The 14565-nt window shown below is 74.2% G+C and carries 15 protein-coding genes; 6 read left to right on the top strand and 9 right to left on the bottom strand.

The annotated features are described in order from the left end of the window. Nucleotides 1–179: 179 nt before the first annotated feature. The 4 genes from ACIRQF_RS23510 to ACIRQF_RS23495 form a co-directional block, all read right to left on the bottom strand. On the bottom strand, nt 180–1775 hold the full coding sequence (locus ACIRQF_RS23510; RefSeq protein ID WP_404094743.1) for a bifunctional RNase H/acid phosphatase: 1596 nt from the start codon (nt 1773–1775) through the stop codon (nt 180–182). Further along, nucleotides 1775–2518 (bottom strand): zinc ribbon domain-containing protein, encoded by a 744-nt coding sequence (locus ACIRQF_RS23505; protein WP_376637339.1) that lies wholly within the window; start codon nt 2516–2518, stop codon nt 1775–1777. Before ACIRQF_RS23505 ends, ACIRQF_RS23510 begins: the two co-directional genes overlap by 1 nt. Beyond that, nucleotides 2515–3348, bottom strand: a complete 834-nt coding sequence (locus ACIRQF_RS23500; protein WP_382486403.1) for a Nif3-like dinuclear metal center hexameric protein — start codon at nt 3346–3348, stop codon at nt 2515–2517. Before ACIRQF_RS23500 ends, ACIRQF_RS23505 begins: the two co-directional genes overlap by 4 nt. A 620-nt stretch (nt 3349–3968) precedes the next feature. Continuing rightward, the gene (locus ACIRQF_RS23495) at nt 3969–5006 is read right to left on the bottom strand and encodes an ABC transporter substrate-binding protein (protein WP_382486405.1); all 1038 of its coding nucleotides are present in this window, start codon (nt 5004–5006) and stop codon (nt 3969–3971) included. A gap of 269 nt (nt 5007–5275) precedes the next feature. Here ACIRQF_RS23495 and ACIRQF_RS23490 point away from each other — a divergent pair, with 269 nt between their 5' ends. Together ACIRQF_RS23490 and ACIRQF_RS23485 are read left to right on the top strand one after the other, a co-directional pair. After that, on the top strand, nt 5276–6421 hold the full coding sequence (locus ACIRQF_RS23490; protein WP_404094739.1) for a hypothetical protein: 1146 nt from the start codon (nt 5276–5278) through the stop codon (nt 6419–6421). A 52-nt stretch (nt 6422–6473) separates the two neighbouring features. Next, the gene (locus tag ACIRQF_RS23485; protein WP_376637269.1) at nt 6474–6617 is read left to right on the top strand and encodes a hypothetical protein; all 144 of its coding nucleotides are present in this window, start codon (nt 6474–6476) and stop codon (nt 6615–6617) included. A gap of 119 nt (nt 6618–6736) precedes the next feature. On the opposite strand, the gene ACIRQF_RS23480 is transcribed toward ACIRQF_RS23485, so the two are convergent. The 3 genes from ACIRQF_RS23480 to ACIRQF_RS23470 form a co-directional block, all read right to left on the bottom strand. Beyond that, nucleotides 6737–7681, bottom strand: a complete 945-nt coding sequence (locus ACIRQF_RS23480; RefSeq protein WP_376637270.1) for a 3-oxoacyl-ACP reductase — start codon at nt 7679–7681, stop codon at nt 6737–6739. 45 nt (nt 7682–7726) lie between these two features. Then, nucleotides 7727–8803 carry a Zn-dependent alcohol dehydrogenase gene (locus ACIRQF_RS23475; protein ID WP_404094735.1) on the bottom strand — a complete coding sequence of 359 codons (1077 nt, stop codon included), beginning with the start codon at nt 8801–8803 and terminating at the stop codon, nt 7727–7729. 148 nt (nt 8804–8951) lie between these two features. Continuing rightward, a complete protein-coding gene (locus ACIRQF_RS23470; protein WP_389749778.1) occupies nt 8952–9809 on the bottom strand; it encodes a MaoC/PaaZ C-terminal domain-containing protein in 858 nt (285 codons plus the stop codon). Nucleotides 9810–10221: 412 nt separating this feature from the next. Here ACIRQF_RS23470 and ACIRQF_RS23465 point away from each other — a divergent pair, with 412 nt between their 5' ends. Genes ACIRQF_RS23465 through ACIRQF_RS23455 form a run of 3 tightly spaced genes read left to right on the top strand, consistent with a single transcriptional unit; the run spans nt 10222 to nt 13160 of the window. Further along, nucleotides 10222–11202 (top strand): ATP-binding cassette domain-containing protein, encoded by a 981-nt coding sequence (locus ACIRQF_RS23465; RefSeq protein ID WP_404094732.1) that lies wholly within the window; start codon nt 10222–10224, stop codon nt 11200–11202. Further along, nucleotides 11199–11921: an ABC transporter permease gene (locus ACIRQF_RS23460; RefSeq protein WP_376637274.1), complete on the top strand. Its 723-nt coding sequence runs from the start codon at nt 11199–11201 to the stop codon at nt 11919–11921. The genes ACIRQF_RS23465 and ACIRQF_RS23460 overlap by 4 nt, the downstream gene beginning before the upstream one ends. Before the next feature lie 18 nt (nt 11922–11939). Then, nucleotides 11940–13160, top strand: coding sequence for a sensor histidine kinase (locus ACIRQF_RS23455; protein ID WP_404094730.1), 1221 nt, complete (start codon nt 11940–11942; stop codon nt 13158–13160). Nucleotides 13161–13207: 47 nt separating this feature from the next. Here the strand turns inward: ACIRQF_RS23455 and ACIRQF_RS23450 are convergent, their stop codons facing one another. Together ACIRQF_RS23450 and ACIRQF_RS23445 are read right to left on the bottom strand one after the other, a co-directional pair. Next, nucleotides 13208–13444 (bottom strand): hypothetical protein, encoded by a 237-nt coding sequence (locus ACIRQF_RS23450; protein ID WP_389749786.1) that lies wholly within the window; start codon nt 13442–13444, stop codon nt 13208–13210. Nucleotides 13445–13572: 128 nt separating this feature from the next. Then, complete coding sequence (locus ACIRQF_RS23445) at nt 13573–13809, bottom strand: hypothetical protein (RefSeq protein WP_404094728.1); 237 nt, start codon at nt 13807–13809, stop codon at nt 13573–13575. A 92-nt stretch (nt 13810–13901) separates the two neighbouring features. On the opposite strand from ACIRQF_RS23445, the gene ACIRQF_RS23440 reads away from it, so the two are divergent. Beyond that, nucleotides 13902–14534, top strand: coding sequence for a response regulator (locus ACIRQF_RS23440; RefSeq protein WP_382483387.1), 633 nt, complete (start codon nt 13902–13904; stop codon nt 14532–14534). The last annotated feature ends 31 nt before the right edge of the window (nt 14535–14565 follow it).

Here is a 14565-nt window from a genome sequence, read left to right as displayed (position 1 = left end):
CCGGCAGATACGACCTCTCCGTCGAACCCCACGACGGAGTGGTCGCCGAGAGGACGGTAACCGAGGCGCGTCGGCTTCCTCGGTGAAACGCCATCGCATGCACCGATGTCGGTACGGCCGGGGGCCGGGGTCCAGCCCATCTCGGGGCCGGGCCGCCGCCGCGGCCCCGGGCCGCTCGGCTAACGCAGGTGCGAGGTGTCGTTGAGGAGACGGACGGACGCGTTGCCGTCCGCGTAGTAGGCCACCGCCGAGATCGACGCCGCCGAGAGCTCCATACGGAAGAGGGACTCCGGCGGTGCGCCGAGGGCGAGGCGCACCAGGGTCTTGATCGGGGTCACGTGGGTGACCAGGAGGACCGTGCGGCCCGCGTACGCGGTGGCGAGGCGGTCGCGGGTGGCCGCGACGCGGCGGGCGACCGTCGCGAAGCTCTCGCCGCCGCCGGTCGGCTCGGCCTTCGGAGAGGCCAGCCAGGCGTCGAGGTCGTCCTTGTAACGCTCGCGGACCTCGCCGAAGGTCAGGCCCTCCCAGGCGCCGAAGTCGGTCTCGCGGAGCCCGTTCTCGATCCGCACGTCCAGGCCGAGGCGGGCGGCGACGGCCTCGGCCGTCTGGCGGCAGCGGGTGAGCGGCGAGCTGACGATCTCCTGGATCGTGCCGCGCGCGGCGAGCGCCGTGGCCACGGCCTCGGCCTGTCGCCGGCCGGCCGGCGACAGCTCGGGGTCGGCGCCGCCGCTCCCGGAGAAGCGCTTCTCGGGCGTCAGCGCCGTCTCCCCGTGCCGCAGCAGTACGAAGGTGGCCGGCGCGCCCATGTCGGGCCCGGCCCAGCCCTGGGCGGGGGCACCGGACGGGGCCGTGGACTCCGTGGCGGTCGCGGCGGCGGGCGTGGCGCCCGCACCGGTCCCGGGCACGGTGCTCGTGCCGACCGCCGCGCGGGCCGCGTGGCCCGTGGGGGCGTTCCGGCCCGCCTCCGCCTCGAAGTCGCCGGTCGCGGGCGTGGTCGCGACCTCCCGGTCGGCCGTCGCCGCGGCCGCGAGGGACGCGCGCGCCTGGGCGCCGAGCGCCTCGTCGGGGGTGAACAGGGCCTCGCCGGGCGGGAACAGGGCGTCGCCCGAGGCGGCGCCGGCCGGGGCGCCGGCAGCCGGAGAACCGGCGGTCGAGGGGCCGGCGGTCGAGGGGCCGGCGGTCGAGGAGGACCGGGAGGAGACGTCCGCGGGCGCAACGGCGCCCGCACCCGCGCCCGCCAGGGCCGCGCGGGCCTTGGCTGCGCCCGCCGTCGCGTCGCCGGCCGCGCTGCGGGCGGCCGCCAGGGCGGTGGTGTGGTCGACGGCCGCCGTGGAGGCGGACGGGGACCACTGCTCGCCCCGCCGCCCGGCGTCCATCGCCTCGTTGGCCAAGCGGTCCGCATGCTTGTTGCGCTCACGCGGCATCCACTCGTAGCGGACCCGGCCCGGGGGGAAGACCCGGGCGGCCTCCGCGGCCAGCGGCTTCATGTCGGGGTGCTTGATCTTCCAGCGGCCGGACATCTGCTCGACGACCAGCTTGGAGTCCATGCGGACGTGGACCATGGCGTCCGGGAAGAGCTCGAAGGCGGCCCGCAGGCCCGCCACGAGCCCCTTGTACTCGGCCACGTTGTTCGTGGCCACGCCGATGAACTCGGCCCGCTCCGCCAGGGTCTCCCCCGTCGCGGGGTCCAGGACCACGGCGCCGTAGCCGGCGGGTCCCGGGTTGCCCCGGGAGCCGCCGTCGGCCTCGACGATCAGCTCCCTCGACGTCGTCATTACAGGCCGGACTCCGAGGTGCGGACCAGGATCCGGCGGCAGTTCTCGCAGCGCACGACCGCGTCGGACGCCGCCGCGCGGACCTCGTTGAGCTCGGTGATGTTCAGCTCGATGTGGCAGCCCTCGCACTTGCGCTGGTAGAGCCGCGCCGCGCCGACCCCGCCCTGCTGCTCGCGGAGCTTCTCGTACAGCTTCATCAGGTCGGCCGGGACGGTGCCCGCCACCAGCTCGCGCTCCTTGGCGACGGACGCGCTCTCGGAGTCCAGCTCGGCCTGGGCCGAGTCCCGGCGGCCGGTCGCGTCGTCGACCTTGGCCTGGACGGCGGAGACCCGCTCGGTCAGCTCGGCGACCCGCTCCTGCGCGGACTCGCGGCGCTCCATGACCTCGAGGACGATCTCCTCGAGGTCGCCCTGGCGCTTGGCGAGCGAGGTGAGCTCGCGCTGCAGGTTCTCCAGGTCCTTCGGGGAGGAGACGGCGCCCGAGTCGAGGCGCTGCTGGTCGCGCGCGGCGCGCTGGCGCACCTGGTCGACGTCCTGCTCGGCCTTGGTCTGCTCGCGGGCGCAGTCGCTCTCCTCGGTCTGCGCGGCGACGAGCAGGTCGCGCAGCTGGGTGAGGTCCTTGTTCAGCGACTCGATCTCGGCGTGCTCGGGCAGCGACTTGCGCTTGTGCGCGAGCTGCTGGAGGCGCACGTCCAGGGCCTGGACGTCGAGGAGTCGGATCTGGTCGGCGGGCGCGGCGTTCAGTTGGGGGCTCCAGGAGAGGTGTGGTGGGAGGACCAGGGGTCGGTGACCGTCTTCGAGACGTGGACGCGGAGGTCCCAGCCGTGGCGGTCGGAGATCGAGTCGAGCTGCGCGGCGGCCTGCTCGCACCAGGGCCATTCGGTGGCCCAGTGGGCGGCGTCGACGAGCCCGAGCGGGCCGGAGGAGGAGTGTGCGGCCTGCGTGGCCTCGGAGACGGGGTGGTGGCGCAGGTCGGCGGTGAGGAAGGCGTCCACGCCGGCCGCCCGCACGGCGTCGAAGAGGCTGTCGCCGGAGCCGCCGCTGACGGCGACGCGGCGCAGCACCATGTCGGGGTCGCCGGCCACCCGGATGCCCTGCGCGGTGGCGGGCAGCCGCTTGGCGGCGCGGGCGGCGAACTCGGCGAGGGTCTCCGGGTGGTCGAGCTCGCAGATCCGGCCGAGGTTGTTCTCGGGGACGAGCGGGCCGGTGACCCTGAGGTCGAGGGCGCCGGCGAGGGCGTCGGAGACGCCCGGGTCGGCGGTGTCGGCGTTGGTGTGCGCCACATGGAGGGCGATGTCGTGCTTGATCAGCGCGTGCACGACGCGGCCCTTGAAGTGGGTGGCGGCGACGGTCGTCGTCCCGCGCAGGTAGAGCGGGTGGTGGGTGACGATCAGGTCGGCGCCGAGGGCGATCGCCTCGTCGGCGATCTCCTGGACGGGGTCGACGGCGAAGAGCACACGGCGGATCTCGGCGTCGGGGTCGCCGCAGACGGTGCCGACGGCGTCCCACTGCTCGGCCCGCTCGGGCGGCCAGAGGGCGTCGAGCTCGGCGATGACTTCAGACAGACGGGGCACGGAGGAAAGGCTACCTGTCCTCCGCGGCCCGGCGTCCTGGCCTGTGGACAACGCACCGCGGTACCCGACCGCCACGCGCCGGCCCGGGCCCGGGGAGCCGGCCCGTGGGCGCCGGACCGGCGCGGGCCCACGGGCGCCGCCCGACCGCCCGGCCCGCGAACCCCTCGCGCGGGCACGGCCCGGGGACCAGCCCCGGTACCAGCCCCGCAGGCACACCCCCAACCCACCGCACGGGGGCCCGGCCCGGAGACCAGCCGCGCGGGCACGCCGCCCCCAACCCACCCCCGATGGCACGGCCAACGGACCCCGTGAGGGCACGACCCCCCGAACCCACCGCGCGGGGGCCCGGCCCGGAGACCAGCCCCGCAGGCACACCCCCAACCCACCGCGTGGGGGCCCGGCCCGGAGACCAGCCGCGCGGGCACGCCCCCCAACCCGCCCCCGCGGGCACGACCCCCCGAACCCACCGCGTGGGGGCCCGGCCCGGGGACCAGCCGCGCGGGCACGCCCCGAACCCGCTGGGGGGGCACGGCCCCCGATCCCACCGCGCAGGCCCGCCCCCGACCCGCCCCGCGGGGCACGCCCCGCGCAGGCGCGCCCCGCGGGATCGGGCCCTGGCCCTACTTCTTCACGAGGTCCGCGCGCAGGTCGTCCAGCACGCTGTTCGCGGCCGTGACGCCGAGGCCGAGGTACCAGGTCTCGTCCGGGACGTCCTTCGCCCGGCCCGCCTTGACGGCCTCGAGGTTCTTCCAGAGCGGGTTGGCCCGGGCCGTGTCGCGCTTGGTGGCCTTGGGGTCGCCGTAGACGCCGGTGAAGATCCAGTCGCCGTCGGCCTGGTCGATCTTCTCCGGGCTGACCTCGACGGCGAGGTCGTTCACCTGCTGGTTCGCCGGCCGGGGCAGACCCGCGTCCTGGAGGATGGTGCCGATGAAGGAGGCCTTGGCGTAGAGGCGGATCTTGCCCGGGAGGTAGCGGACCATCGAGATCGTCGGCTTGTTCGGGCCGATGTCCGCGCCCAGCTGCCGGGCCTTCGTCTCGTAGGCGGCGAGCTTCGACTTCGCCTCGCCGGTCCGGTCGAGGGCGGCCGCGTTGAGGAGGTAGTTCTCCTTCCAGGTGAAGCCCGGGCGGATGGAGAACACGGTGGGGGCGATCTTCGACAGCTCGTCGTACTTGTCGGCGGCGCGCAGCTGGCTGCCGAGGATGAGGTCGGGCTGGAGGTTGGCGATCGCCTCCAGGTTCAGGTTGTTGATGGTGCCGACGGACTTCGGGCTGCCGGCGTCCTTCTTGAGGTAGGCGGGGATGCCGTCGTCGCCCTCGGAGGGCGCGAAGCCGACGGGCTTGATGCCGAGGGAGACGACGTTGTCGAGCTCGCCGACGTCGAGGACGACCACGCGCTTGGGGGCGGCCGGGATCTCCGTCTTCCCCAGGGCATGGGTGAGGGTGCGCGGGAACTGGCCGGGCTTGGCGTCGGTGCCCAGGGCGGCGGTCCTGGCGGCGGCGTCGCCGAAGTCCTTGCCGCCGACGGCGACGTCCTTCTTCTTGCCGCCCTCGTCCTTCTTGGCGTCGTCCGAGCCGTCACCGCCTCCGCAGGCCGCGAGGGTGAGCGCGGCGGTGAGGCTGAGGGCGGCGGCAGCGGTGCCGCGGCGGCGGAGGGACATGGCGGGTCTCCTGTACGCGTTCGGGTGGGCGTTCGGGTCGGACGTACGCGCGGCCGGGTCCGGGGAAACGGCAGCTCACGACCCGTCCACGGAGCCACAGCTTCCACTTAGGGTCGCCTTACCTTACCTACCGCCCGCCACACCAGCACAACCCGCCCCGTCCGCTCGGCAGAACCGCCGGGCGTCCACCCTTTGGGGTGAAGTGGAAGGGCTCGTGTTGTTCGGCTGGAAGTGCGAAAACTAGCTTCGTTGCCGGAGGTGACGAGTCGATGACAGCCTGTGCCATCGAGACGGCCGCCGGGGACGGCGACGTCCTCTGGCCCACACCGGCCGGCCCGGGAGGATTCACGATCACCGCGAACGGCGCCTACGCGGCGCGGCTCGCCGGTTCGGGGGACGCCCTGTACGTGGAGCGGTGGACGCTGGACGGCCCCGAGCCGTACGCCGTACCGCTCCCCCTCGCCCAGCCCGAGGAGCCGGGCGCGCTGCTCTGCCCGCTGGCGGACGGCAGGGTGCTGATCGGCCGTGCGGTGGACGGACACCGGTACACGTTCTCGCTGCTCTACCCGACCGGTCCGGAGACCGGCGAACTCGCCCTGGGCGCCGTCGAGGCCCCCGGCCCGGGCCGACTGGTGCTGCTCCCGCCGTCACCGGACGGCATCTGCGCGTACGCCCTGTGCGTCGGAGCGGACACGACCACCCTGTGGCTGGTGGCCGGCGGGGCCTTCGGCCCGGAGCAGGTGGCTCGGATCAAGGGCCGCTGCACGGGCGGGGTCTGGCTGGACCGGACGGGGCGGATACTGGCCCTCGACCGGCAGGCGGCCGACGGCGGCCCGGTGAAGGCGGTCACGGTCGACCTGGAGCGCGGCGGGGAGGTCACGCCCCTGCTCCAGATCACGGAGGAGAGCAACGACCGGCTGCTCCTCGCCGACCCGGACAGCGGACTGCTCCTCATCCGCTCCGACGCACCGTCGCCGGGTCACGACCGGCTCGGCTGGGGCGTCCTCGGGAGCCTGCTGCCGGTGCGCTTCCCGGACTGCCTGCGCCTCGACGACGCGGCGGTCACGCCGTTCGCGGTGCAGCCGGGCCAGGTGCTGACGCCGGAGAGCTGCGCGGTCGCCCTGCGGATCGACGCGGCGTCCGGGAGCTGGGTCGGCACGTGGCGGCCGTCCGGGCGCCGGATGCGCCAATCGGCCGTACCCGCGGGCTGGCTGGCCGGTGCGGGCCTGTGGACGGCCTCCGGTGTGCTGCGGCTGCCGTACACGACGGCCGGTGTGCCGTGCGGACTCGCCGCCCTGACGGAGCCGGACGAGGAGCCTCCGCCGGAGACGGAACCGGCCCCTCCCGAGCCCCGGGTGTGCCGCCCGGTGCCGTTGCAACAGGCTCCGCTGACGGACCGTAAACCCGCTGGTTAAACTCTCGTAGCCGCACAAGCAAGAGAGCGACGACTACGGGGTGAGTTCCACCATGACCACGACGGCCATGTCGGACAGCAGGACGCACGTCGAGGAGCCGGACGGCTCCGGGAAGCACCGCGGTCAGGCCGCGCCGGTGGAGGACTCCTCGTCCTCCCCGCACGGCCGCCACCGGCGCGAGCCCGAAGCGCAGTGAGGTTCCTGTGAGCAGGCGAACGGCCCCCGGACGAGAAGTCCGGGGGCCGTTCGCCTTCCCCACCACACCCCCGTGCGGTCGATCGGTGCGCCCGCCCGGCGGGCGGCCGCCGCCGGGCCTCAGCCCTTCTTGAGGCCGAGGACCTCGGCCGCCGCGAAGGTCTCCCCCGGCGGCCGGGCCGCGTAGTGCGGGGTGAGCAGCCCGTCCAGCTCCTCGTACGTGAAGGCGTCCTTCGCCGTGTCGAACTTGGCGGCCACCTTCGGCCGGTCCACGACCGCCACCATGCCGCCGTGGACGACGAGCAGCTGTCCGTTGACGCCTGCCGCCGCCGGGGAGGCGAGATAGCCGACGAGCGGCGCCACGTGCTCCGGCGACAGCGGGTCGAGCTGGTCCTCGGCGGTCGGCTCGGCGAAGCCGGCGAAGACGTCCTCGGTCATCCGGGTACGGGCCCGCGGGCAGATGGCGTTGGCGGTGACCCCGTACTTGGCGAGGGCCAGCGCGGTGGAGGTCGTGAGACCGACGATCCCGCCCTTGGCCGCCGCGTAGTTGGGCTGTCCGGCCGAACCGGCGAGGAAGGCCTCGGAGGAGGTGTTGACGATCCTGCCGTAGACGCCGCTCTCGCCCGCCTTGGCCCGGGCCCGCCAGTGCACGGCCGCGAAGTGGGTCGTGTTGAAGTGGCCCTTGAGGTGGACCCGGATCACCGAGTCCCACTCCTCCTCGCTCATCGAGAAGACCATCCGGTCCCGCAGGATGCCCGCGTTGTTGACCAGGACGTCCAGCTTCCCGAACTCGGCCACCGCCAGGTCCACCAGGCCGCGGGCGGTCTCGAAGTCGGCGACGTCGCCGAGGTGGGCGACGGCCCGGCCGCCGGCCGCGCGGATCTCCGCGGCGACCTCCTCGGCCGGGGCCGCGGACGCCTCGCCGGAGCCGTCGCGCCCGGCCTGGCCGTAGTCGTTGACGACCACGGCCGCGCCGAGCCGGGCCAGTTCCAGGGCCTCGGCCCGGCCGAGGCCCCGGCCGGCGCCGGTGACGATCGCGCTCAGGCCCTCAAGAGGGAGTGACATGGAAGATCAGGTCCTCTCACCGTCGTCGCACGTTTTCTGGCGAAGTCAGATCTCGATGCAGGTGCGCAGCGCCACGCCCGTCCGCATCTGCTCCAGCGCCTCGTTGATCCCCGCGAGCGGCACCCGGTGGGTGATCAGGGACGCCAGGTCGATGCGGCCGGCCCGCCACAGCGCGATGGCGCGTTCGTACGAGCGGAGCACGTCCCCGCCGCCGTACATGGACGGCAGGATCCGCTTCTCGTCGAAGAACAGCTCGAACATGTTGAGCTGGAGGTGGTCGTCGAGGGCGCCCGCGCCGACGACGCACAGGGTGCCGCCGCGCCGGGTCGTCTCGTAGGCCGTCCGCGCGGTGGCGGACCTGCCGACGACCTCGAAGACGTAGTCGAAGCCCTCACCGCCGGTGATCCGCTGCTTGGCGTCGCCGAGCGCGTCGGGGGCGACGGCCTCGGTGGCGCCGAAGCGGAGGGCGGCCTCGCGCCGGGACGCGACCGGGTCGACCGCGAGGATCTGGGCGGCGCCCTGGAGCCTGGCGCCCTGGATGGCGGAGATGCCGACACCGCCGCAGCCGATGACGGCGACGGACGAACCGGCCTCCACCTTGGCCGTGTTGATGGCCGCGCCGAGTCCGGTGGTCACGCCGCAGCCGATGAGCGCGGCGATGTCGAAGGGCACGTCGTCCGGGATCGGGACGGCACAGCCGGCGTCGACCACGACCTCCTCGGCGAAGGTGCCGGTCCCGGCGAAGCCGAAGACGTCGCCGCCGGGGCGCTTGAAGTTGGGGATGCCGGCGTTCATGAAGCCGGCCAGGCAGAGCTGGGTCTGCCCGCGCTTGCAGGAGGGACAGCTGCCGCAGGCGGGCAGCCAGCACAGCAGCACCCGCTGCCCCTCGCTCAGTCCGGTGACGCCGTCGCCGATGTCGACGATCTCGCCGGCGCCCTCGTGCCCGGGGACGAAGGGCGCGGGCTGCGGCAGCACGCCGCTCATGGCGGAGACGTCGGAGTGACACAGGCCGGTGGCCCGGACCCGGATCCTCACCTTGCCGGGGCCGAAGCCCACCGCCTCGACGTCGTCGAGGACTTCGAGCTTGTCCTGGCCGATCTCGTGCAGTACGGCTGCGCGCATGGGTGCGGCTCCAATCGGACGATCAGGCGGGCGGAGGGTCAGCGATCGGCATTCGGCGATCGGCGGTCGGGGTCGGCGGTCGGCGGTCGGGGTCGGCGATCAGCGCTCAGCGCTCAGCGCTCAGCGGCTGACGATCAGCGGTCAGCGGTCAGGAGTGCTCCACGACGGTGTCGGCGAGTACGGGGGCGTCGTCGCGCTCGACGGCGCCGACCGTGACCTGGACGCGGCCCTCGTCCTGGCGCCACATCCGGATCCGCAGGGTCTCGCCGGGGAAGACGATCCCGGCGAAGCGGGTGCGGTAGGAGCGCACGCGGGTGACGTCGCCGTCCAGGAGGGTGTCGACGACCGCCTTGAGGGTCATGCCGTACGAGCACAGGCCGTGCAGGATCGGCCGGTCGAAGCCCGCGAGCTTGGCGAACTCGGGGTCGGCGTGGAGCGGGTTCCAGTCGCCCGAGAGGCGGTAGAGCAGGGCCTGCTCCTCCCGGATGGGCCGCTCGGCGGTGGCATCGGGCGCGCGGTCGGGCACGTCGAGGCGTTCGGAGGGCCCGCGGTCGCCGCCCCAGCCGCCCTCGCCGCGGACGAAGATCTGGGCGTCGCTGGTCCACAGCGGCCCGTCGGCGTCGGCGGCCTCGGAGCGCAGCACCAGGACGGCGGCCTTGCCCTTGTCGTACACGGCGGCGACGCGGGAGGTGGAGACGGCCCTGCCGGAGACCGGCAGGGGGCGGTGCAGGGTGATCGCCTGTCCGCCGTGCAGGACGGCGGCGAGATCGATGTCGATGCCAGGGGCGGACAGGCCGCCCACGACGCCCATGCCGGCGCCCGCGACGGTGGCGAAGCTGGGCAGGACGTGCAGCCGGGATTCGAGGGTGTAGCGCAGCTCGTCGGGGTCCGTGGCGGGGACGCCCGCGCCGAGGCCGAGGTGGTAGAGCTGGACGTCCTTGTGGTCCCAGCCGATCTCCGCGCTGCGGGGCTCGGCGGCGACGGCCTTGGCGGCGTCAATGGGCATCGCGTTGCTGCTCCTTGGTGGCCTGAGGGGCCCTGGCAGTGGAGACCTCGGCGCGGCCGTCCGCACCGTCGACCGCGCCGAGGCCGTGCGGGACCGAGGGAGGACCGCGAAAGTGAAACGCGTTCCAGTTCGGTGATCCATGTATAGCGGAGGGCCCGGAGCTTGTGAACCCTCCTGACGGTACGTCAGAAATGGCTGTGGCGGTACGACATGGCGGCGGTCACGCGCCCCGGAACCCGCCGGACCCGCACCCCGGACGCCGCCGGACCCGCGACCCGAGCGCCGCTGGACCCGTGGCCCGGCCGGCGCCGGACCCGCGACCCGGACGCCCCCGGCCCAGGACATTTGTCACGGCCATGTCCGTACACGGGAGCCTGCCGGGCCCCCGCCCCCGCTCCGTAATTTCGTGGTCATGAAGACAGCAGCAGCAAGGACCGCCGGGAGCGCCGTCGCCGACGGAACCGCGGTCGCCTTCACCGGGGTCGCCCGGACCTTCGGCCAGGTCCGCGCCGTGGACGGCGTCGACCTCACCATCCGCCGCGGCGAGACCGTCGCCCTGCTCGGCCGCAACGGCGCCGGCAAGTCGACCACCATCAACCTCCTCCTCGGCCTCGACGAGCCCGACCGCGGGCAGGTCCGCCTCTTCGACGGGCCGCCCGCCCGCGCGGTCGAGGCCGGCCGGGTCGGCGCGATGCTGCAGGACGTCCGCCCGGTCCCCCGGGTCACCGTCCGCGAGCTGGTCGGCTTCGTCGCCCGCACCTACCCCGCGCCGCTGCCGGTCGCCGAGGCCCTGGAGCTCGCCGGCCTCACCGAGCTCGCGGACCGCCGCGTCGACCGCCTCTCCGGAGGCCAGGCCCAGCGCGTCCGGTTCGCCGTCGCCCTGGCCGGCAACCCCGAGCTGATCGTCCTGGACGAGCCGACCGCCGCCCTCGACGTCGAGGCCCGCGAGGCCTTCTGGGACTCCATGCGCGGCTACGCCCGGCGCGGCAACACCGTCCTCTTCTCCACGCACTACCTGGAGGAGGCCGACGCCCACGCCGACCGGATCGTCGTCGTCGACTCCGGGCGCGTCGTCGCCGACGGCACCGCCGAGCAGCTGAAGCGGACCGTGGGCGGCACCGCCGTCTCCTTCGACCTGGCCGGCCACCCCAGCGAGGGGCTCACCATGCTGCCGGGGGTCACCGCGGTGGAGATCCGCGGCAACCGCGCCCACCTGCGCAGCGACGACTCCGACGCGACCGTCCTCGCGCTCGCCGCGCGGGGCGACGTACGGAGCCTGGAGGTCACCCCGGTCTCCCTCAACGACGCCTTCCTCGCCCTCACCCGCGCCTCCGCGCCCGCCGCGCCCGCCTCTGCCGCGCCCGCCGGCACGACCCTGGAGATGTCCCGATGATCACCGCGTACGTCCGCCTCGAAGTCCGCCGCACTCTGCGCGATGTCGGTTTCGCCATCTCCTCGATCGGCGTGCCGGTCATGATGTACCTCCTCTTCACCAACCTCGGCGGCCAGAACGACCCCGGCGTGAAGACCGCGATGATGGTCGGCATGGCGGCGTACGGCGCCCTTGGCGCCGCCCTGTCGCTCGGCACCGGCGTCGCCGAGGACAAGTCCTCCGGCTGGCTGCGACAGTTGCGGATCACCCCGATGACGCCGCGGCAGGTGGTCACGGGCCGCGCCCTCACCGGCACGGTCGTCGTGCTCCCCGCGATCACCGCGGTGCTCCTCGCGGGCGGCCTCGCCAACGGCGTACGGCTCGACGCCTGGCAGTGGGCGGTGCTCGCCGTCGTCCTGTGGGCCGGCTCGCTCCCCTTCACCCTGCTCGGCCTCGGCAACGGCTACCGCCTCTCCGCGCAGACGACCGGCGTCGTCAACGTGGCGTGCAACCTGGGACTCTCGGTGATCGGCGGTCTGTGGTTCCCGGTCGACCTGTTCCCGAAGTGGCTGGCGACGGTCTCCTCGTACACCCCCACCTACCGCTTCTCCGAACTCGGCCAGGCGATGACGGAGGGCTCGCTCCCGGGGGCGGCGACCCTGGCCCTGCTCGTGGCGTGGGCGGCGGTGTTCGGCGCGTACGCGGCGTTCTCGTACCGTCGTTCCGCACGGACCGCGTGACGTAGGGGGCAGGGAGCGATGACGAACTTCTGGCAACGGAGGACGGCGAGGCTGCAGGACCGCGGCCCGAGCGGCCTGAGCCTGATGCCGTGGCTGCTCATGGGGCTGGGCGCGGTCTCCAACCTCCTCCAGGGGAAGATCGCCAACCCGTGGGCCGGCGCGCTCGGGATCCTCGCCTTCAACACGCTCTACATCACGGTCGTCACCCGGGCCTTCGTCGAGAGCCGCCGCGACACGCGCCTCACCTGGGGCCTCCTGGGCACCCTCACGGCTCTGACCTTCACGCTCGCCATCGCGTACGGCGAGGAGTGGCTGCTCTTCTTCCCGCTGCTCGGCCTGGCGGTCGGCGCGGTCGCCCGGGGCGGGCGCAGGCTGCCGGTGATCGCCTTCACGCTGGTGGCGGCCGTCGCGGTGGTGACGTTCTGGAAGGACGGCTGGGACTCGTTCGGGATCGTGTACGGCACGTTCATCTCGACCATGGTCACGGCGGCGATCCTCGCCCTGCACAGCACGGTGCGGCAGCTGGAGGCGACCCGCGGGGAGCTGGCCCGCACGGCGGTGGAGAAGGAGCGCCTGCGCTTCTCCCGGGACCTGCACGACCTGCTGGGCCACACGCTGTCGGTCATCGTCGTGAAGTCGGAGGCGGCCCGCCGCCTGGCCCCGCGCGACCTGGACGCCGCCCTCGGCCAGATCGCGGACATCGAGTCGGTGGGCCGCCAGGCCCTCACCGAGATCCGCGAGGCGGTGACGGGCTACCGCGAGGGCAGCCTCGCGACGGAACTCGACCGCGCCCGCGACGCCCTCTCCTCGGCGGGCATCGAGCCGGTGGTCCGCCAGTCCGGCCCGCCCCTGCAGCCGCAGACGGAGGCGCTGCTGAGCTGGGTGATCCGCGAGTCGGCGACCAACGCGGTACGCCACAGCGGCGCGACCCGCTGCGAGATCGACCTGGGCGGCACCCCGGAGCGCGTCCGCCTGACGATCACGGACGACGGCCGGGGCACCGCCGAGGGCACTCCCGGCAGCGGCCTGAAGGGCCTGCGCGAGCGGGTGGCGACGGCCGGCGGCACCCTTGAGTCGGGCCCGGGCCCGCGCGGCGGCTTCCGGGTGACGGCGGAACTGCCGGTGGAGACGGCGGAACTCCCGACGGGGACGGCGGAACTCCCGGCGGGGAAGGCGGAGTCCCCGCTAGGAACGCCGGACGCACCGCGCACCGCCCCCGGCTCGGACAGGTCCTGCTAGGAGCCCCGGGGGCCTGCCGACCAGGCCGCCCGGGAAGTGGCCCCGCCTCAGCTCCCGATGCTCTGCTCGGAGGCGTTCCCCCCGATGACCGCACTCTGCGCGTCCCCGCTCGCCCCGTGCGGGCTTGCCTTCGCGTCCCCGAGCCCGAGCATCCCGACGAGTCCGCCGCCGGGCAGGTCGACCGGCGCGGCCTGAGCGCTGGTGGCCCCCGCGCCGAGGACGGCGCCGGCGGCGAGGAGGAGGGCGGCGGCGAGGGCGCGCGTGGGGCGGTTCGTGCTGTTCACGTTGCTCATGCGCTGCCAACGAGTGGGGCGGAAACGGGTTGCGCGCCGACGGGCTGCATCGCGGGGCCGTAGGCGAGGACCGCGGCGCGAGGACGACGGGGCGGACCACGGCTCCGGGAGCCGGCGGTTCAGATGACGTGCCCCGTGTTCACCCCTTCCACCGCGGCCAGCGGCCGGTCGAAGAGGAGCTTGCCGACACCCTTGTTGACGTCGTGTCCGACGCCGTCCGCGGTGACGTCGCTCGCTTCCCCACCGCTGACCAGTCCACTCCTGCCGGGGCCGTCCGCGTGGGCGGTGGCGGGGAGGGAGAGTGCGGCTCCGGTGAGGGCGAGGGCGGCGAGGGTGCGCTTCGTGAGGCTGTTCATGCGCTGCCCAACGACTGGCCGTCCGCCCCGGATGCGCGCCCGTCAACGCGCCTCAACAGGCCGCCCGGCCTACGCTGTTCCTCGTGAACGAGATGCCGCAGGACCACCGCCCCACCAGGAGCATCCGGGTGCTCCTCGCCGAGGACCAGGGAATGATGCGGGGCGCGCTCGCCCTGCTGCTGGGCATGGAGCCCGACATCGAGGTCGTCGCCCAGGTCGGGCGCGGGGACGAGATCGTCGACAAGGCACTGGTCGCGCGGCCCGAGGTGGCGTTGCTGGACATCGAACTGCCGGGACGGTCGGGGCTCGACGCCGCGGCGGACCTGCGGGACGAGGTCCCCGACTGCCGGGTCCTGATCCTCACGACCTTCGGGCGGCCGGGCTACCTGCGCCGCGCGATGGAGGCGGGCGCGGCGGGCTTCCTCGTCAAGGACGGCCCGGTCGAGGACCTGGCGGAGGCGATCCGCAAGGTCCTCCGCGGCGAGACGGTCATCGACCCGGCCCTCGCGGCCGCCGCCCTCAGCGCCGGCCCGAACCCCCTGACGGCCCGCGAACGCGACGCCCTGGGCGCGTCGGTGGACGGCGCCACGATCGCGGACATCGCGGCCGCCCTCCACCTCTCGGAGTCGACGGTCCGCAACTACCTCTCGTCGGCCATCGGCAAGACGGGCACCCGGAACCGCATGGAGGCGGTCCGGGCGGCGCGGCAGCAGGGGTGGTTGTAGGCCGCGAAACGTGGCGCCCCGCTCGCAGATG

Origin of the sequence: Streptomyces sp. NPDC101191, assembly GCF_044767915.1 — a bacterium.
Taxonomy (GTDB): domain Bacteria; phylum Actinomycetota; class Actinomycetes; order Streptomycetales; family Streptomycetaceae; genus Streptomyces.
This window is presented reverse-complemented; position numbering and strand designations above follow the sequence as displayed.